Raw genomic sequence first — 16869 nt, 5'->3', positions numbered from 1 at the left:
TGTGGCATCCTGACCGCCATGCCGTCGCCGTCGGGTGGTTTCGAGGTGCCGCTGTGGCGTGCGCTCGCGGTCTTTCGGCTGGCGTCCCTGGCGTACGTCTGCGTACTCGCGGTGCGCGACGCCGACCGGTACGCGCACCCGTACGCGGTCGGTGCCCTGATCCTGGTGATGATCGTCTGGACCGGGGCGACCGCGATCGGGTACGCCCGGCCGGCCTGGCGGCGCTGGCCGCTGCTGCTGGCCGACCTCGGGGTGGTGCTGGCCGTCGTGCTGGCCACCCCGTGGGTGGTCGGCCGGGCAGCGCTCGCCACCGGCGTACCCACCATGGGGGTGGCCTGGATGGCCGGCCCGGTGCTGGCCTGGGCCGTCTCCGGCGGCCGGCGGCGGGGCACCGTCGCCGCGCTGCTGATCGCCGGCGCGGACCTGGCCACCCGGGAGCGGGTCAGCCAGTCCTCGTTCACCGGGGTGATCCTGATGCTGCTCGCCGGATTGGTGGTCGGGCACGTGGCCCGGCTCGCGGCGACCGCCGAGGAACGGCTGCAACGCGCGGTGGAGTTGGAAGCCGCCACCCGGGAGCGGGAGCGGCTGGCCCGGGGCATTCACGACTCCGTGCTCCAGGTGCTGGCGCTGGTGCAGCGGCGCGGCGCGGACCTGCCCGGCGAGGCCGGCGAGCTGGCCCGGCTGGCCGGCGAACAGGAGGCCGCGTTGCGGGCGCTGATCGCCGGCGCAGGCCCGGCCGCCGCCGTGGCCCCGGACGGCCCCGACGTCGCCGTGGTGGACCTGCGGACCCTGCTCGGCCGGTACGCCTCGTCGGCGGTGTCCCTCTCCGCCCCGGCCACCCCGGTGCCGCTGCCCCGCCGGGTGGCCGGAGAGTTGGCCGCCGCGACCGGCGCGGCCCTGGACAACGTGGGGCGGCACGCTGGCGGGCGGGCCTGGGTGCTGATCGAGGACGAGGGGGCGACGGTGACCGTGTCGATCCGTGACGAGGGGCCGGGCATCCCGGACGGCCGGTTGGCCGAGGCGGCCGTGCAGGGCCGCCTCGGCATCACCCAGTCGATCCGTGGCCGGGTGACCGACCTGGGCGGAACGGTTCGGATCGTGTCGGCCCCCGAGGCGGGCACCGAGATCGAGCTGACCGTGCCGAGGGGAGAGCGGTGAACCCGACACGGGTGATGGTGGTCGACGACCATCCGATGTGGCGGGAGGGCGTCGCCCGCGACCTGACCGAGGCCGGCTTCCTGGTGGTGGCGACCAGCGGCGAGGGGCGGCAGGCCATCCGGGTGGCCGCCGCCGCCCGGCCCGACGTGGTCGTCCTCGACCTGCAACTGCCGGACATCTCCGGCGTCGACGTGATCCTGGGGCTGCGCGCGGCGCTGCCCGACGTGCGGGTGTTGATGCTCAGCGCGAGCGGCGAGCAGCAGAGCGTCCTGGACGCGGTCAAGGCGGGGGCCACCGGTTACCTGGTGAAGTCGACCGCGCCCGCCGAGTTCCTCGACGCGGTCCGCCGTACCGCGGCCGGCGACGCGGTCTTCACCCCCGGCCTGGCCGGGCTCGTCCTCGGTGAGTACCGCCGGCTGGCCGCCGGGCCCGGGCAGGGGACCGACCCGGAGGGCAGCGCGGAGCCCGGGACGCCTCGGCTCACCGACCGGGAGACGGAGGTGCTGCGGCTGGTGGCGAAGGGGCTGTCGTACAAGCAGATCGCGCAGCGGCTCGGGCTGTCGCACCGCACGGTGCAGAACCACGTGCAGAACACCCTGGGCAAGCTGCAACTGCACAACCGGGTCGAGCTGACCCGGTACGCCATCGAACGCGGTCTGGACGACTGACTCCGGTCAGACCGAGCGCGGCGGCTCCGTCTCGTGGATGGCCAGCTCCTCGGCGGTCGCACCGCCGCCGGCTGACCCGGCGTCGTACGCCACCGAGTCGGTCTCCTGGTCGGTGTGCGACCCCTCGTCCGGCTCCACCAGCCGGCCCACCGTCGCGTCGGCCACCGTGCCGAGCTGACCGTGGTCGTACAGGGAGACCGGCGAGTTCGGGTCCGAGGTTGGCCCGGGATCCATCACGTCGGCGTCCAGCTGGGCCTCCGCGGCGGCCTCCAGGTTGTCCGCCTCGAAGGCGATCTTCGGGTCGATCGTGCCGGCCAGCGGGTCGTCCGCCGGGCGCTCGTAGACCTCGCGTTCGAGCTTGTAGTCCAACGACTCACCGTCGAGTTGCTCCTCGGCGGTCGTCCCGAACCGGTCCACCGCCACCGGCGTCCGGTCGCCGGGCAGTTGGGCCGGGTCCGGGCCGTCCGCCTCGCGCCCGGTGAGCACGTCGTCGTTGGCGGTCGAGTCGTCATCGGCGGTGTCGGGCAGCCCTTGCGCCTCGGTGTCGGACAAGGGGGTCGGGTACTCGTTGTCGCGCATGTCTGAGCACTACCCGCTGCCCTCCCGCCGTAACCGGTGCACCGCCGGCCATGCGGTGGCGAAACCGGCACCGGGGCGAAAACCCTCGTCAGCCGGAGGGTGCGGCCTCGTCGTCCGGGTGCAGTACGCACCAGACGACCTTGCCGTCCGGTACGGCACTGCTGCCCCAGCGACGGGCCATCGTGTCGATCAGCAGCAGGCCCCGGCCGCCGGCCCGGGTCGGCGGGGACAACCCGGCGAAGGTCGGCCGACGGGGGGAGTGGTCGCGAACCGCCAGGTGCAGGGTGCTGTCCTGAGGAGCCAGCCGGACCGTCATCGGGGTCCGGGCGTGCGCCACCGCGTTGTTGACCATCTCGGTGATCGCGATGGACGCCGAGTCGGCGAGCGTCGGCATGCCCCAGCGTAGGCAACCGGTGTTGGTCATCTGACGGGCGTGCCGCGCGGCTCCCACGGTCGGGGCCAGTTCGGCGGTGAGTACCGCTGCCAGCGGCGCCGCCGCGACGGCGGCCAGCGCACCGTCCAGGGTCGGCCAGGCGGGCACGCCGGCCAACCCGGCGTCCACCTGGGCGGACCCGCCGGCCGCCGGGTCACACAGCAGCAGATCCGCCGCGGGCCAGTCGGCCACCTCCCGGCGAACCGCGGCGAAGACATCCCAACCAGCCGGGTCAGTGACCTGGAGCCCGCTCACGTCGACCACCACCGGGCCGGGTCGGTCGCAGAGTCGGGCGAGCAGCGCGGCGCGTACCGCTGCGGCCCCGTCGGCGTTCAGGACCCCGGTGAGCCGGACCACCGCGGACGATTCGTCTATCTCCACGAGACAGCTCGACATGATCGCCCCATTGTGCGCGTTGGTGGCAGGTCGTGCATTCGGGCGCTCGATGCCGGTCATCCGCGGTCCGAGCGGGACCTGCGGTTGATCGCCGCCATCGTGCCGACCGCGGTGCCGGCGGCGGCGAGGCCGAACGCGGCGGTCATCCGCACCAACTGGCGCCGTCGGCCGTGCCAGCCGCCCTCCCGGCGGGCCTGGGCGTCGGCGTGGAACACGTTGCCACTGCTGTCCACCCGGGCGCCCGGACCGAACTGGGTGCGGTGGGCGTACCAGCCGAGGGTGCGCTCCACCAGCGCGGGTGCCAGCCGCCACTGCAGGCCCAGCAGCCGGGCGGCGCCGCCGGCGTACGCCTCGCGGCGGGGCCGGCGCAGCAGCCGGACGATGGTCTCGGCGACCACCTCCGGCGGGTAGATCGGCGGCGGTGGCACCAGTTCCCGACCGCTGTAGTTGGCCGCGTGCCGAAAGAACGGGGTGTCGATGGTGGCCGGCAGCACGGTGCAGACGGAGATCTGACCCCGACCGGTGACCCGCAGCTCCTGGCGGACCGTGTCGGCCAGCCCGCGGATGCCGTGCTTGGCGGCGTTGTACGCCGACTGGTACGGCATCGCCACCTCGGCCAGCACCGAGGCGTTGTTGACCAGCACGCCGCCACCGGCCGCGCCCAGGTACGGCAGTGCTGCCTTGATGCCGTGCACCGCCCCGAGCAGGTTGACCTCCAGCACCCGGCGGAACTCGGCGACCGGGATCTCGTCGAACAGACCCACGGCGCCCACCGCGGCGTTGTTCACCCAGCCGTCGATCCGGTCGAACTCGGCAGCCGCCCGATCGGCCAGCCGCTGCACCGACTCCAGATCGGTGACATCGGTGGGCACGACCAGCGCTCGGCCGCCCAACTCGCGGCAGCGCTGCGCGACCTGCCGTAGGGCCTGCTCGCTGCGGGCGGCCAGCACGACGGCCGCACCCCGGCGGGCCAGCGCGTACGCGGTCGCCGTGCCGATCCCGCTGGACGCGCCGGTGATCACCACGGTCGAATCGTCGAGGCTGCGGGTCAGCGGCATTCCTGAGCGGTACCCCCGCCCAGGCATGGTCATACCAGCGGGGACCTGTCGATCATCGCAATATCGTCGCGAGGTGTGGCCACGACCGTGCTTTGTGGTTGCCGTGGCGCAAGTGTCGGCGGCACCTGCGGGGACTCTTCCCGATCTGCCAGGTTTCGACTCCGGGTCCCGAGGTTAATGGGACGCTCTGACCGGGAGGACCACCGCCGAGGAAAGATCGCAGGGAGGTGACCCATGCGCGTCGGCCTCGTCTGCGCGCACGCCAGTTCCTACCGCCACGCCGACGGCCCACCTGTCGGCACCCGACAGCACATCGCACGGGTCGCCGCCGAACTGGCCGAACGAGGCCACGACGTCCGGCTCTACGACCGCCGGGACGACCCCGGGTTGCCGGCGACGGTCGACGTCGACGGCTACCAGGTGCACCGGGTGCCCGCCGGCCCACCCAACCCACTACCCACCGCCGAGCTGATCCCGTACGTGACGGAGTTCGGCCGCTGGTTGGCCGACGAGTGGGCCGGTGCCTGGCGGCCCGAGGTGGTGCACGGGCACTACTGGGTCGGTGGCCTGGCCGCCGCGCACGCCGTTCGGGAGACCGACATCCCGGTGGTGCAGACGTTCCACTCGCTCGGCGTCGAGCAGCTGCGGCACCTGGGCGGCCGCTACGACGGGCCCGGGGAGCGGATCACGCTGGAACGCGCGCTGACCCGGGCGGTGGACATCGCCGTGGCCCAGTCGAACGACGAGGTCGACGAGCTGACCCGGATGGGTCTGCAACGCAGCTCGGTCGCCCTGGTGCCGGCCGGGGTGGACATCGAGCAGTTCCACCCCGACGGCGAGGCGGCACCGCGCGAGCAGCGCCCCCGCATCCTCTCCGTGGGCTCGCTCTCCGCCGGCCACGGCCAGGAGGACCTGATCCGGGCGATGCGGCTGGTCGGTGACGCCGAGCTGGTGATCGCCGGTGGGCCGCCGGCCGAACAACTGGCCAACCACGCGGAGGCGCGACGGCTGCGCGAGCTGGCCGAGCAGGCCGGCGTCGTCGACCAGGTGCGGCTCGTCGGGGCGGTGCCGCATGACCAGATGGCCACCTGGTACCGGTCGGCGGACGTCGTCGCCTGCACGCCGCACTACTCCTCGGCGGGGCGGGTCTCGCTGGAGGCGATGGCCTGCGGAGTGCCGGTGATCGGCTACGCGATGGGCGGCCTGGCGGACGCCGTCGTCGACGAGGTCACCGGTCGGCTGGTACCCCCCGGCGACGTGCGGGCACTCGGCGTCTCGCTGCGCCGACTGCTCGCCGACAACGCCGGCCGGTTCGCGTACGGGCACGCCGCGGTGGACCGGGTTCGCAGCAGCTACACGTGGGAGCGCACCGCCGGCGCCTTGGAGCGCCTCTACGAGCGGGTGGTGAGCCGCCGCAAGCCGGTCGAGGCCTGAGCGGGTTGTGACGCGGCCGCGGACTGTGCGGTGCCGGAGGGCCGGCCGGCCCCGATCATGGCCGGGTCCCGGCGGCGCGCCACCGAGCGGTGCTGCTGCGGCTCGGCGTACCGGGTCAGCCCGATCACCGCGGCCAGGGTGACCAGGAAGCCGGCCGCGGCCAGCCACTCCCGGCCCGGCCAGATCTTGTCGTTGAGCAGCAGCAGGCCGACGATCGCGGCCGGCACCGCACCGGCGGCGTCCATCGCGGCGACCGCGGCGGTCGTCGAACCGCGCTGCATGGCCAGGCCGAGCAGGAGCTGACCGACGACCGAATGGGCGATCAGCAGGTAGAACAGCGGGTCGGCGAGGAACGCCTCGGCGGACGGGGCGGACGCCAGCGGCCGGGCGGCGACCGCGGCCGAGCTGAATGCCAGCCCGGCCAGTGAGCCGAGAGCCACCGAACCAGGTGCCCCGTGCAGGCGGACGGCGAAGACACCGAGCACCGCGATGACGCCGAGCGCCACCAGCAGGGCGATCGAGCCAGCGGTGCCGAGCTGCCGCGACGGCGCCGGCCGGGCCGACAGCACCAGCGCGGTGATCCCGGCGAAGAGCAGGGCCAGCAGGACCACCTCCGCCGCCGGTAGCCGCCACTTCAGCACCAGCACGCCGAGGATGGCGGTCACCCCGAGCCCGGCGGCCACGCTGGCCTGCACGAGGAACAGCGGCAGGTCCCGCCGGGCCAGGAACGCGAGCACGAAGCCACCGATCTGGCATCCCAGGCCGACCAGGTACGTCCGGTGCCCGGCGAGGCGCAGCAGCAGGCCCGGATCGAAGGTGTGGTGGACCGTGGTGCGGGCCGCCGCCACCGACTGGAGAAGGTTGGCGAAGCCGTACGCGACGATCATCGCCGCGAGGAAGCACCAGCCGGAGGAGACCACCTGGCGAGGATAGAGGTTGCCGGGGGTCAGCGCTCGGTTGGTCGATGGAGCCGGGCGAGGATGTCGGCGTGCAGCACACCGTTGGTGGCCACCACGCTGCTGTCGGTGCCCGGGGTGCCGTCCGGGGCCGGTCGACCGGACAGATCCGTGACCGTGCCACCCGCCTCCGTGATGATCGGCACGAGCGCCGCCACGTCCCACAGGGACAACTCCGGCTCGGCCATCACGTCCAGTGCCCCCTCGGCCAACAGCATGTATCCGTAGAAGTCGCCGTACGCGCGGCTGCGCCAACTGGCGCGCATCACGTCGAGCATCGCGTCGAGCCGCGCGGCGCGCTCCCACCCGTTGAGGGACGAGTAGCAGAAGCTCGCGTCCTCGATCCGGCGCACCGCGGACACGCCGATGCGCTCGCCGTCGGCGGGGCCCGTCCCGGCGTACGCGCCCGCGCCCGCGCTCGCCCACCAGCGCCGCCCCAGCGCCGGCGCGGACACCACGCCGACCGCCGGCCGGTCGCCGTCGTAGAGCGCGATCAGGGTGGCCCAGACCGGCACGCCGCGGACGAAGTTCTTGGTGCCGTCGATCGGGTCGATGATCCACCGGCGGCCGTCCGGGTCGGTGGACGGCTCCGCGCCGTACTCCTCACCGAGCAGCCCGTCGGCCGGACGGTGTTCGGCCAGCAGGGCGCGGATCTCCCGCTCCACCGCGGTGTCCGCGTCGGAGACCGGGGTCAGGTCGGGCTTCGCCTCGACCCGCAGATCGAGGGCGCGGAACCGGGCTGTGGCGATGGCGTCGGCCCGGTCGGCGAGCAGGTGGGCGAGGGCGAGGTCGTCGGCGTACCCGGTCATGCCCGCAACCTAGCCGACGCCCGTCGGCTCACTCGTCGGGCCCGCGCCGGTCACCTTCGCCGGGCCCGCGCTGATCGCTCTCACCGCGCGAGTCACCCTCACCGGCCCGGGAGGCGAGCAACCGGCGGTACGAGGCCAGCCGGCGTGGGTCGGCCTTGCCGGCGGCCACCCAGGCGTCCAGCCCGCAGTCGGCCTCGTCGGCCGTGTGCTGGCAGTTGGGTGGGCAGTCGACGGTGCCCTCGACCAGGTCCGGAAAGCCGTGCAGGAGGCTGTCGGCCGAGACGTGCGCCAGCCCGAAACTGCGGATCCCGGGAGTGTCGATGATCCAGCCGGGGTCGGTGTCGACGCCGGGCACCGGCGGCAACCGCAGCGCCACCGCGCTGGTTGAGGTGTGCCGGCCACGGCCGATCGCGCTGACCACGCCGACCGCGCGGGCGGCGTCCGGGACGAGGCGGTTGACCAGCGTCGACTTACCCACCCCGGAGTGCCCGACCAGCACCGAGACCCGGCCGCTGAGCAGCGCGCGCAGCGCGGCCAGGTCGGAGTCGGGGCGGTTGAGCACGTACGGCAGCTCCAGCTCGGTGTAGTACCCCAGCACCTCCTCCGGCCCGGCCAGGTCGGCCTTGGTGAGGCAGAGCAGCGGCTCGACGTCGGCGTCGTACGCGGCCACCAGGCAGCGGTCGATGAACCCGGTACGCGGCGGCGGGTCGGCCAGCGCGCTGACGATCACCAACTGGTCGGCGTTGGCGACCACCACCCGTTCCAGCCGGCCCTCGGCGGTGGTCTCGTCGTCGTCGGCGGTGCGGCGCAGCACCGAGCGGCGCTCGGCGATCCGGACGATCCGGGCGAGGGCGCCCTCCGCGCCGGACGTGTCCCCGACCAGGCTGACCCGGTCACCGACCACCACCGACTTGCGGCCGAGCTCGCGGGCCCGCATCGCGGTGACCGTGGGCAGCTCGGCCCCGACCACGCCGCGCTCGGCACCGGACAGCACGCAGGTGTAGCGCCCCCGGTCGACGGCGATGACGAAGCCGTCCACGGCGTCGGCGTGCTGCGGCCGGGTGCGCGTACGCGGGCGCGACGACTTCCCGGGCCGAACCCGTACGTCGTCCTCGTCGTACTCCCGCCGTCTGGTCGCCAGGACCTGTCCTCTTCTCGCGTCAGCTCTTGCCGGTCACCATCGCTGACCATAGTGCCGGGAATTCCGGCATGGTCTTGGAGGTACACCCCACGTCGTCCACCTCGATGCCCGGAACGGCGAGCCCGGCCACCGCGGCGGCGTGCGCCATCCGGTGGTCGTGGTAGGTGCGGAACACACCTCCGCGCAGCGGCCGGGGTCGGATCTCCAGCCCGTCCGGCGCCTCGGTGATGTCCGCGCCGAGCGCGGCGAACTCCCGCGCGAGCGCGGTCAGCCGGTCGGTCTCGTGGCCACGGATGTGCCCGATGCCGGTGAAGACCGACGGCGAGTCGGCCAGCATGGCGAGCGCGGTCAGCGCCGGGGTCAGCTCGCTGACGTCGGAGAGGTCGGCGGTCAGGCCGTGCACCACGCCGGTGCCCCGGACGGTCAGCCCGCTGGTGGAGAGGGTGACCTCGCCGCCCATCCGGTGCAGCAGCGAGCGGAGTTGCTCGACCGGTTGCGCGCTGCTGTGTGGCCAGCCCTGGAGGGTCACCTCACCACCGGTGACCAGGGCGGCGGCGAAGAACGGCACCGCACCGGAAAGGTCCGGTTCGATCTCCCAGCCGCGCCCGGTGAGCGGGCCTGGCTCGACGGTCCACACGTCGGGGGTGGTGTCGTCGACGGCAGCGCCGGCGGCCCGCAGCATCTGCACCGTCATCCGAAGGTGCGGCGCGGACGGCACCGGCGGGCCGACGTGCCGCACCACGACGCCCCGGTCGAAGCGCGGGGCCGCCAGCAGCAACCCGGAGACGAGCTGGCTGGACGCGGAGGCGTCGATCACCACCTCGCCCCCGCTGACCCGCCCGGTGCCGAGCACGGTCAGCGGCAGGCTGCCCGCGCCGGTGACGTCGATCCGGACGCCCAGCGAGCGCAGCGCACCGATCAGCGGCCCGAGCGGCCGGATGCGGGCCTGGGGGTCGCCGTCGAAGGTGACCTGCCCGTCGGCCAGCCCGGCCACCGGCGGCACGAACCGCATCACGGTGCCGGCCAGTCCCACGTCCACGTGCGCGGGGCCGACCAGCGGGTGCGGCCGGACCAGCCAGCGCTCGTCGTCGCTGATCGACACGTGCGCGCCCATCGCCCGAAGGCCGGCGGCCATCAACTCGGTGTCGCGTGCGCGCAGCGGCCCGGCCAGCGTCGACGGGCCGGCGGCCAGCGCGCTGAGCACCAGGGCGCGGGCGGTCATCGATTTGGAGCCGGGCAGGCGCAGCGTCGCCGCCACCGGGTCGGACGCGGTTGGTGCGGTCCACGGCTGCGGCGGCCGGGTCGCTGTCAGGTTCCCCACGGTTACATTCTGCCGTGTCGGCCGGTGGGCGGCGGGAACCGGCGCTCCTACTCCCGGTTGGCGGGACAGCCGACCGGGCCTCCCACGCGTTAGCGTGTGCCCCATGTGCGGCAGGTACGCGACGACCCGGAGCTCCGGCGAGCTGAGCGTGCTGTTCGAGTCGTCCGACGACACCGACGGCGTGCTCCGACCGGATCACAACGTCGCGCCGACCGACACGGTGCCGCTGGTCCGGGTCAGTTCGGAGGGGCACCGCAGCCTCTGCGCCGGTCGCTGGGGTCTGCTGCCGCACTGGTCACGGTCCGCCGCCGGAGCGGCCCGCATGATCAACGCGCGGGCGGAGACGGTGGCCACCAGCCGGGCGTACGCCCCGTCGTTCTCCCGGCGCCGCTGCCTGGTCCCGGCCGACGGCTGGTACGAGTGGGTCCGCCTGCCCGACGGCGGGCGGCAGGCGTATTACATGACCCCGAGCGACGGTTCGGTGCTCGCCCTGGCCGGCATCTGGTCGGTCTGGGAGTCCGGGGCCGACACCCGGCTCACCTTCAGCGTGCTGACCACCGCGGCGCTCGGCGACCTGGCCGAGGTGCACGACCGGATGCCGGTGCTGCTGCCGCCCGAGCGTTGGTCGGCGTGGCTGGCACCGACCGACGAGCCGGAGCGGCTGCTCATTCCGGCGTCTCCGGAGCGGCTGGCCGGGTTGGAGATCCGCCCGGTGGGGGCGGCGGTGGGCGACGTGCGCAACGACGGGCCGCAGTTGACCGTTCGGGTGTCGGTGGCGCCGGCGACGACGCCGCAGGAGTTGACCCTGTTCTGAGGCCGATGTGCATCGTCGAGCGCCGATTTGCCAGGGTTGCGCGCGATTCGTCTCCTGGCTGTTCAGTCATGTTCCCGGCAGACCCTTGTCCCGGTGTCGCTAAGTGCGATAGAACACAGCGCCGGTAGTGGGTGTCGATTCGCACGGGGCGGACGACATCTACCGATCTTGCCGGTCCCACGGGGGAGGTGGGTGGATGACACGGGCGCGTATGCCCCGCCCGCACGAGGTGGCTGCGGCGCGGCGAGATCCGCGACTGCTGCGGGCCGTGCGGGAACGGCGACAGGACGATGCGTGGCGCACCAGAGGCACATGTCAGAGCGTCGATCCGGAGACATTCTTTCCGGCACCGAACGAACCGGCGGACGCCGCCGTCGCGCTGTGCCGCAGTTGTGACGTGCAGGGGTCCTGCCTGGCCTGGGCTCTCGACGTCGGTGACTGCCACGGGGTGTGGGGCGCCACCACACCCCGCGAGCGGCGGGCGATGCTTGTCGCGTGGCGGGGCGAGGTCGAACCCGACCCGGACGCCATCGACGACGCCGGCCCGCCGGTGCGGGATCGCCTGCTCACCCTGGTCCCGCTGAGCTGATCAGCGGCCCGGTCCGCACCCGTCGCCCGCCAGGCGGCGCAGAATGGGTCGGTGCTGCCCAGCGACGAGATCGACACCCCGCGCGGTTCGGCGCGGATCGACACCGACCTGCCGGCCCGCCCGGCCACCGCTCTGCTCGTGCTCGGGCACGGTGCGGGCGGCAGCGTCGACGCCCCCGACCTGCTCGCGGTACGGGACGCGTCGGTCGCGGCCGGTCTGGCGGTGGTCCGGGTGACCCAGCCCTACCGGGTCGCCGGCCGGCGTGCGCCGGCGCCGGCCGGTCACCTCGACGAGGCCTGGACGGCGGTGCTCGCCGTGCTGCGGGACCGGCACGCCGACGTGCCGACGGTGCTGGTCGGTGGTCGTTCCAGCGGTGCTCGGGTGGCCTGCCGGACGGCCCGCGCCGTGGGCGCCGTCGGCGTGGTCGCGCTGGCCTTTCCGCTGCACCCGCCCGGGCGGCCGGAACGCTCCCGGGCCGCCGAACTGGACACCGGCCTCCCGACGCTCGTCGTCAACGGTGACCGGGACCCGTTCGGGACGCCGGAGCCGGGGCCGGCCGTGCGGGTGGTGACCCGTCCGGGGGAGACGCACGATCTGCGGCGGGACCCGGCCGGCACCGCGGCCGCGGTCCGGGACTGGCTGCGCGCTCAGGGCTGGGCGGCCGACTGACCCGGCTCGCCCGGCCGACCGTTTCCGGTGCCGGCCGCGGGTCGTTGCATCCGATGGTGCCGCCGACCCGATTCGGACAGGCGATACCAGTCCTCCCAGGCCCTTCCTGGTCCCAGCGCCGGCCGCCGTCGGGGCCGGGACCAGGAACGGGAGGGTCGGCCGGAATGCCCCAGTGGTCATCTTGCGTTACTACCGCCGGACGACTTTTCTGCGAGGGGGGTGACCGGTGCCGACCGAGACACGGAGCCTGGAACGGGATGAGCGGGACGCCCGGCAGCTGAAGCGGCTGCTGGATGGCCCGGAGTGGCCGGCGACGGCGGGACCGGGTGGGGTGGGTGCGGTGAGCGCGGGCACACCAGCCCGAAGTGAATCTGCGGGCAGTTCCGTGCGCGTATCCTCGGCGGGAAAGCATCCGACGCGAGGGGATGTGCGGTTGACCACCGAGAAGACGGACGAGCGCAGGGCCCGATTCGAGCGGGACGCGATGCCATTCGTCGATCAGCTCTACGCTGCTGGGCTGCGGATGACGCGCAACCCGGCGGATGCCGAGGACCTGGTCCAGGAGACCTACCTGAAGGCGTACGCGGCCTTCCACCAGTTCGAGCAGGGCACGAACCTGAAGGCCTGGCTCTACCGGATCCTGACCAACACCTACATCAACTCCTACCGCAAGCGGCAGCGCCAGCCGATCCAGGCGCCCACCGAGGAGATCACCGACTGGCAGCTCGCCGAGGCCGAGTCGCACACCTCCAGTGGGCTGCGTTCCGCTGAGACCGAGGCACTGGACCGGCTGCCGGACAGCGACGTCAAGGAGGCCCTCCAGCAGTTGCCGGAGGAGTTCCGCCTGGCCGTCTACCTCACCGATGTCGAGGGCTTCTCGTACAAGGAGGTCGCGGACATCATGGGCACGCCGATCGGCACCGTGATGTCGCGCCTGCACCGGGGCCGTCGTAATCTGCGCAAGCTGCTCGAGCGCTACGCCGGGGAGCGGGGCTTCAGTGCGGCCCGCTCATCGAAGGGCTCGACTGCCGCCGCTGCCGGTCGGGAGGTGTGACGTGAGCTGTGGGGAGCCGCACGAGACGGATTGCCGCGAGGTGCTCGCGGAGGTCTACCTCTACCTGGATCTGGAGTGCGCCGACGAGCGGCGCTCGCTGATCCGGCACCACCTGGACGAGTGCGGGCCCTGCCTGCGCGAGTACGGGCTCGAGCAGGAGGTGCGGGCGCTGGTGGCTCGTTGCTGCGGCAACGAGACCGCGCCGGACGAGCTGCGCGAGCGGCTGCGGGTCAAGCTCACCGAGCTGGTGGTCTTCGAGACCAGCGATTCCCGCGAGCTGGCCGACTGAACGTCGGCGCATCTGACGGACCAACACCGGTGGCCCGGGTCGACATCGACCCGGGCCACCGGTTTGTCCGGCGTCGGCCGGGTCGAGCTGATCGGTGACGGGCCGCCGGCCCGTCGACCCGTTCAGGAGTTGGGACGCTTGCCGTGGTTGGCGGCGCTCTTCTTGCGGGCCTTCTTCTTCCGGGACTTCTTCGCCATGCTGACCTCCTCGTGATGGGTCGGATCCGTCCTGCGCACGACCTCGGCGCCGGTGCACCCACCGGCCGCCCGGCGTCGGGTCCGACCCGCTGATGGTAGTGCGGTCGACACCCGCCGCCTTCCCCAGGGCGGGCCCGCCATCCCAGCCGCGCCGCTGCGCGCCCACGGCCGGCCGCCGCATGATTGGATACGTCGGCAGGCACATCGCGAAAAGGGAGGGCCTGACCATGGCCGAGGAGATCCGCGCCGAGATGGTGGCGAACGTCTGGAAGGTCGTCGCCACGGCAGGTGACACCGTGTCCGAGGGTGACACCCTGGTGATCCTCGAGTCGATGAAGATGGAGATCCCGGTCATCGCCGAGTCCGATGGTGTGATCAAGCAGCTCGCCGTCCACGAGGGCGACGTCGTGCAGGACGGCGACCTGATCGCGGTGATCGATTGAGCGGGGTGCTGGTCCGTCGTGCCGAGCCGGCGGACTTCCCGGCGGTGGCCCGACTGACCGTGGCCGCGTACGAGGCGGACGGCCAGCTCAAGGGCGAACACGGGTACGGCGCGGTGCTGGCCGACGTGTCGACCCGGGCCGCCAGCGGCGAGGTGCTGGTCGCGGTGGACGAGGTGACCGACGCGGTCCTCGGCTCGGTGACCTTCGTGTTGCCGGGCACCCCGTTCGCCGAACTGTCCGGGCCGGGCGAGGCGGAGTTCCGGATGCTCGCGGTGGACCCGGGCGCTCAGGGGCGGGGCGTCGGTGCCGCGCTGGCCGGGGCGTGCGTCGCCCGCGCCGACGAGTTGGGCTGCGCGGCGGTGGTGATCTGCGTCCGGGCCGGGATGGCCGATTCGGCGCACCGGCTCTATCAGCGGCTCGGGTTCGTCCGATCGCCGGAGAAGGACTGGTCGCCGGTGGCGGGGGTCGACCTGCTCGGTCTGCGGCTGGAGCTGACGCGCGGCTGACCCGCCGACCGGTCAGCCCACCTCGGCCGTGGCCACGCCCCTGTCGGGCTCCGTGCCGATGGAGGCCAGCAACTCGTCGGCCACCTCCAAGGCGATCTTGCGGCGTTCGTCGTCGGTGATGTGCGGGGCGCGGACCGCGAACCAGCTGCTGTGCACCGCGAACAGGGACAGCGCGGCGCGCAGCTGGGCGGCGGGGGAGTCATCGCCCCGGCAGAGCGCGTTGGCCAGCTCCATCATCCGGCCGCGCATCTGTTGGCCGGCGGCGAGGCTCTTGAGCGCGGTCTGGTTCTGCTCGAAGAAGCGCATCACCGACGGCTGTGCGCCGGCGAACATCGTGTCGGCGTACCGGGAGATCAGCTCGCGCCGGGTGGCCAGGGTCGCCGGCTGGGTCTCGGCCCAGGCGGTCAGCGCGTCCATCCGCTCCAGTCGGTCCTCGACGAAGCTGGCGACGATGTCGTCCTTGCTCTTGAAGTGGTAGTAGAGCGCGGCCTTGGTGACGTTGAGGCGCTCGGCGATCTCCCGGAGCGAGGTCTTCTCGTACCCCTGCTCGGTGAAGAGCTCGAGCGCGACGGCCTTGATCCGCTCCCGCGTGCCGCCTGTGCCCTCCCTCACTCACGCCCCCCATTTCGCTTGACCGTTGCTCGTTACCCAACTTACCGTGCGGCTAGTAAGGTGACTAGCCGGGCGGCAAGTAAGTATGGCAATCCTCGGGGGGAGCTTACCCATGACTCAGGCAACCCAGGCCGGCGTGCGACCCAACAACATACGGGTCGTGCTCTTCGGTCTGATGATCGCGATGATGCTCGCGATGCTCGACAACATGATCGTCAGCACCGCGCTACCGCGGATCGTCGGCGAGTTCGGCGGCCTCAACCACTTCACCTGGGTGGTCACCGCGTACGTCCTCGGCACCACCGTCTCCACCCCGATCTGGGGCAAGCTCGGTGACCTCTACGGCCGCAAGTCCGTCTTCCTGACCTCGGTCGTCATCTTCCTCGTCGGCTCCGCCCTCTGCGGCATGGCCGGCTCGGGGATGCTCGGCGGCGCGCAGGACGGCATGGTCCAGCTCATCGCCTTCCGTGCCGTGCAGGGCCTCGGCGCCGGCGGCCTCATGGTCGGCGTGATGGCGATCATCGGTGACCTGGTTCCGCCCCGCGAGCGCGGGCGCTACCAGGGCATGATCGCCGGCATCATGGCCATCGCCATGGTCGCCGGCCCGCTGGTCGGTGGCTTCATCACCGATCACCTCTCCTGGCGCTGGGCGTTCTACGTGAACCTGCCGTTGGGCGGAGTCGCGCTGCTCGTACTGATCACCACCATGCACCTGCCGAAGTACCGCACCGAGCACCGGATCGACTGGCTCGGCGCCGGGCTGCTCTCGGTCGGCATCACCGCGATCGTGCTCATCACCACCTGGGGTGGCAACGAGTACGACTGGGCGTCGGCGCAGATCCTCGGCCTCGCCGTGCTGGCCGTGCTCGCGTTGGTGGCGTTCGGCCTGGTGGAGCGTCGGGTCCAGGAGCCGATCCTTCCGCTGGCGCTCTTCGCCAACCGAAACTTCGCGCTGATCTCGGTGGTCGGCTTCCTGCTCGGCTTCGCGATGTTCGGCGCGATGAACTTCCTGCCGCTCTACCAGCAGACCGTGCAGGGTGCGTCGGCGACCAACAGCGGTCTGCTGCTGCTGCCTCTGATGTTCGGGATGCTGGTCGTCTCGCTGGTCATCGGCCGGGCGATCACCAAGAACGGCAGGTACCGGGCCTACCCGATCATCGGCGGCGTGGTGATGACCGTCGGCATGGTGCTGCTGTCCCTGCTCGACACCGAGACCAGCAAGCTGATGTCCTCGCTGTACATGATCGTGCTCGGCGTCGGCATGGGCTTCCTCATGCAGACGTCGATGCTGATCGCGCAGAACAGCGTGGAGCAGAAGGACCTCGGTGCGGCCAGCGGCGCGGCGACCTTCTTCCGGTCGATCGGCGGCTCGTTCGGTATCTCGCTGTTCGGCGCGATCTTCGCCAACCGGCTGGCCAACTCCGCGGGCGGCGCTGCCTTCGGCGGCGAGGCCGGCGCCGGGATGGACCTGGAGAAGCTCAAGGAAATGCCGGCCCAGGCGCGCGAACTGGTGCTCAATGGTCTCTCCGACGCGATCTCGCACGTGTTCCTCTGGGCGGTGCTGTTCACCGTCGTGATCCCGGTGCTCGCCTGGTTCATCAAGGAGATCCCACTGCGTACCGCGAACGAGGCGCCGCCGCAGGCCACCCCCGAGGAAGAAGCCGAGGTCGCTCTCGGCAAAGCCCCGGTCGCCTGAGCCACAACCCTCCCCCCGCGATCTTGCAATCGCTGTCCCGGCATAAG

Annotated in this window: 20 protein-coding genes; 11 read left to right on the top strand and 9 right to left on the bottom strand. The window is 72.6% G+C overall.

What is annotated here, in order from left to right; all coding sequences use genetic code 11:
- Positions 1-18: 18 nt before the first annotated feature.
- Positions 19-1158, top strand: coding sequence for a MacS family sensor histidine kinase (gene macS / locus ACQEUX_RS22585; RefSeq protein WP_433051752.1), 1140 nt, complete (start codon positions 19-21; stop codon positions 1156-1158).
- Between the two features lie 14 nt (positions 1159-1172).
- Positions 1173-1826, top strand: a complete 654-nt coding sequence (locus ACQEUX_RS22580; protein WP_433057069.1) for a response regulator — start codon at positions 1173-1175, stop codon at positions 1824-1826.
- 6 nt (positions 1827-1832) lie between these two features.
- Here ACQEUX_RS22580 and ACQEUX_RS22575 read toward each other — a convergent pair whose 3' ends face one another.
- The 3 genes from ACQEUX_RS22575 to ACQEUX_RS22565 all read right to left on the bottom strand — a co-directional run bounded on the left by ACQEUX_RS22575 (position 1833) and on the right by ACQEUX_RS22565 (position 4292).
- Entirely contained in the window at positions 1833-2405 is a 573-nt protein-coding gene (locus ACQEUX_RS22575) for a DUF5709 domain-containing protein (protein WP_433051749.1), read from the bottom strand.
- A gap of 88 nt (positions 2406-2493) precedes the next feature.
- A complete protein-coding gene (locus ACQEUX_RS22570) occupies positions 2494-3234 on the bottom strand; it encodes an ATP-binding protein (protein WP_433051746.1) in 741 nt (246 codons plus the stop codon).
- 56 nt (positions 3235-3290) lie between these two features.
- Entirely contained in the window at positions 3291-4292 is a 1002-nt protein-coding gene (locus tag ACQEUX_RS22565; RefSeq protein ID WP_433051743.1) for an SDR family oxidoreductase, read from the bottom strand.
- A 234-nt stretch (positions 4293-4526) separates the two neighbouring features.
- On the opposite strand from ACQEUX_RS22565, the gene ACQEUX_RS22560 reads away from it, so the two are divergent.
- The gene (locus ACQEUX_RS22560) at positions 4527-5726 is read left to right on the top strand and encodes a glycosyltransferase (protein ID WP_433051740.1); all 1200 of its coding nucleotides are present in this window, start codon (positions 4527-4529) and stop codon (positions 5724-5726) included.
- On the opposite strand, the gene ACQEUX_RS22555 is transcribed toward ACQEUX_RS22560, so the two are convergent.
- The 4 genes from ACQEUX_RS22555 to aroA form a co-directional block, all read right to left on the bottom strand.
- A complete protein-coding gene (locus tag ACQEUX_RS22555) occupies positions 5684-6613 on the bottom strand; it encodes a hypothetical protein (protein ID WP_433057067.1) in 930 nt (309 codons plus the stop codon). The two genes, ACQEUX_RS22560 and ACQEUX_RS22555, sit on opposite strands and share 43 nt — an antisense overlap.
- A 59-nt stretch (positions 6614-6672) precedes the next feature.
- A complete protein-coding gene (gene hisN / locus ACQEUX_RS22550; protein WP_433051737.1) occupies positions 6673-7491 on the bottom strand; it encodes a histidinol-phosphatase in 819 nt (272 codons plus the stop codon).
- Between the two features lie 28 nt (positions 7492-7519).
- The gene (gene rsgA / locus ACQEUX_RS22545; RefSeq protein ID WP_433051734.1) at positions 7520-8530 is read right to left on the bottom strand and encodes a ribosome small subunit-dependent GTPase A; all 1011 of its coding nucleotides are present in this window, start codon (positions 8528-8530) and stop codon (positions 7520-7522) included.
- Between the two features lie 121 nt (positions 8531-8651).
- Positions 8652-9953, bottom strand: a complete 1302-nt coding sequence (gene aroA, locus ACQEUX_RS22540) for a 3-phosphoshikimate 1-carboxyvinyltransferase (protein WP_433051731.1) — start codon at positions 9951-9953, stop codon at positions 8652-8654.
- Positions 9954-10056: 103 nt separating this feature from the next.
- On the opposite strand from aroA, the gene ACQEUX_RS22535 reads away from it, so the two are divergent.
- The 5 genes from ACQEUX_RS22535 to rsrA all read left to right on the top strand — a co-directional run bounded on the left by ACQEUX_RS22535 (position 10057) and on the right by rsrA (position 13368).
- Entirely contained in the window at positions 10057-10767 is a 711-nt protein-coding gene (locus ACQEUX_RS22535) for an SOS response-associated peptidase (protein WP_433051728.1), read from the top strand.
- Positions 10768-10963: 196 nt separating this feature from the next.
- A complete protein-coding gene (locus tag ACQEUX_RS22530) occupies positions 10964-11356 on the top strand; it encodes a WhiB family transcriptional regulator (RefSeq protein WP_433051725.1) in 393 nt (130 codons plus the stop codon).
- 51 nt (positions 11357-11407) lie between these two features.
- Positions 11408-12025: an alpha/beta hydrolase family protein gene (locus ACQEUX_RS22525; protein WP_433051722.1), complete on the top strand. Its 618-nt coding sequence runs from the start codon at positions 11408-11410 to the stop codon at positions 12023-12025.
- Between the two features lie 226 nt (positions 12026-12251).
- Positions 12252-13079 (top strand): sigma-70 family RNA polymerase sigma factor, encoded by an 828-nt coding sequence (locus ACQEUX_RS22520; protein ID WP_433051719.1) that lies wholly within the window; start codon positions 12252-12254, stop codon positions 13077-13079.
- A gap of 1 nt (position 13080) precedes the next feature.
- On the top strand, positions 13081-13368 hold the full coding sequence (gene rsrA, locus ACQEUX_RS22515; protein ID WP_030336658.1) for a mycothiol system anti-sigma-R factor: 288 nt from the start codon (positions 13081-13083) through the stop codon (positions 13366-13368).
- 122 nt (positions 13369-13490) lie between these two features.
- On the opposite strand, the gene ACQEUX_RS22510 is transcribed toward rsrA, so the two are convergent.
- Positions 13491-13565, bottom strand: a complete 75-nt coding sequence (locus ACQEUX_RS22510; protein WP_369814844.1) for a 50S ribosomal protein bL37 — start codon at positions 13563-13565, stop codon at positions 13491-13493.
- A 221-nt stretch (positions 13566-13786) separates the two neighbouring features.
- On the opposite strand from ACQEUX_RS22510, the gene ACQEUX_RS22505 reads away from it, so the two are divergent.
- Entirely contained in the window at positions 13787-14008 is a 222-nt protein-coding gene (locus tag ACQEUX_RS22505; RefSeq protein ID WP_433057065.1) for a biotin/lipoyl-binding carrier protein, read from the top strand.
- Positions 14005-14514 carry a GNAT family N-acetyltransferase gene (locus ACQEUX_RS22500; RefSeq protein WP_433051716.1) on the top strand — a complete coding sequence of 170 codons (510 nt, stop codon included), beginning with the start codon at positions 14005-14007 and terminating at the stop codon, positions 14512-14514. The genes ACQEUX_RS22505 and ACQEUX_RS22500 overlap by 4 nt, the downstream gene beginning before the upstream one ends.
- 12 nt (positions 14515-14526) lie before the next feature.
- On the opposite strand, the gene ACQEUX_RS22495 is transcribed toward ACQEUX_RS22500, so the two are convergent.
- A complete protein-coding gene (locus ACQEUX_RS22495; protein WP_433051713.1) occupies positions 14527-15126 on the bottom strand; it encodes a TetR/AcrR family transcriptional regulator in 600 nt (199 codons plus the stop codon).
- Between the two features lie 112 nt (positions 15127-15238).
- On the opposite strand from ACQEUX_RS22495, the gene ACQEUX_RS22490 reads away from it, so the two are divergent.
- The gene (locus ACQEUX_RS22490) at positions 15239-16822 is read left to right on the top strand and encodes an MDR family MFS transporter (RefSeq protein WP_433051710.1); all 1584 of its coding nucleotides are present in this window, start codon (positions 15239-15241) and stop codon (positions 16820-16822) included.
- Positions 16823-16869: the final 47 nt, after the last annotated feature.

The organism is Micromonospora sp. CA-259024, from assembly GCF_050936255.1.
GTDB lineage: Bacteria > Actinomycetota > Actinomycetes > Mycobacteriales > Micromonosporaceae > Micromonospora.
Note: the sequence above shows the minus strand (reverse complement) of the source record. Positions and strands in the feature narration are given on the sequence as shown.

Coding starts and splice junctions, on each gene's coding strand:
- ACQEUX_RS22580 (WP_433057069.1), top strand. CDS start 1,173: ATGGTGGTCGACGACCATCCGATGTGGCGGGAGGGCGTCGCCCGCGAC.
- ACQEUX_RS22575 (WP_433051749.1), bottom strand. CDS start 2,405: ATGCGCGACAACGAGTACCCGACCCCCTTGTCCGACACCGAGGCGCAA.
- macS (WP_433051752.1), top strand. CDS start 19: ATGCCGTCGCCGTCGGGTGGTTTCGAGGTGCCGCTGTGGCGTGCGCTC.
- ACQEUX_RS22535 (WP_433051728.1), top strand. CDS start 10,057: ATGTGCGGCAGGTACGCGACGACCCGGAGCTCCGGCGAGCTGAGCGTG.
- ACQEUX_RS22530 (WP_433051725.1), top strand. CDS start 10,964: ATGACACGGGCGCGTATGCCCCGCCCGCACGAGGTGGCTGCGGCGCGG.
- ACQEUX_RS22565 (WP_433051743.1), bottom strand. CDS start 4,292: ATGCCGCTGACCCGCAGCCTCGACGATTCGACCGTGGTGATCACCGGC.
- ACQEUX_RS22560 (WP_433051740.1), top strand. CDS start 4,527: ATGCGCGTCGGCCTCGTCTGCGCGCACGCCAGTTCCTACCGCCACGCC.
- ACQEUX_RS22570 (WP_433051746.1), bottom strand. CDS start 3,234: ATGTCGAGCTGTCTCGTGGAGATAGACGAATCGTCCGCGGTGGTCCGG.
- ACQEUX_RS22490 (WP_433051710.1), top strand. CDS start 15,239: ATGACTCAGGCAACCCAGGCCGGCGTGCGACCCAACAACATACGGGTC.
- hisN (WP_433051737.1), bottom strand. CDS start 7,491: ATGACCGGGTACGCCGACGACCTCGCCCTCGCCCACCTGCTCGCCGAC.
- ACQEUX_RS22555 (WP_433057067.1), bottom strand. CDS start 6,613: ATGATCGTCGCGTACGGCTTCGCCAACCTTCTCCAGTCGGTGGCGGCG.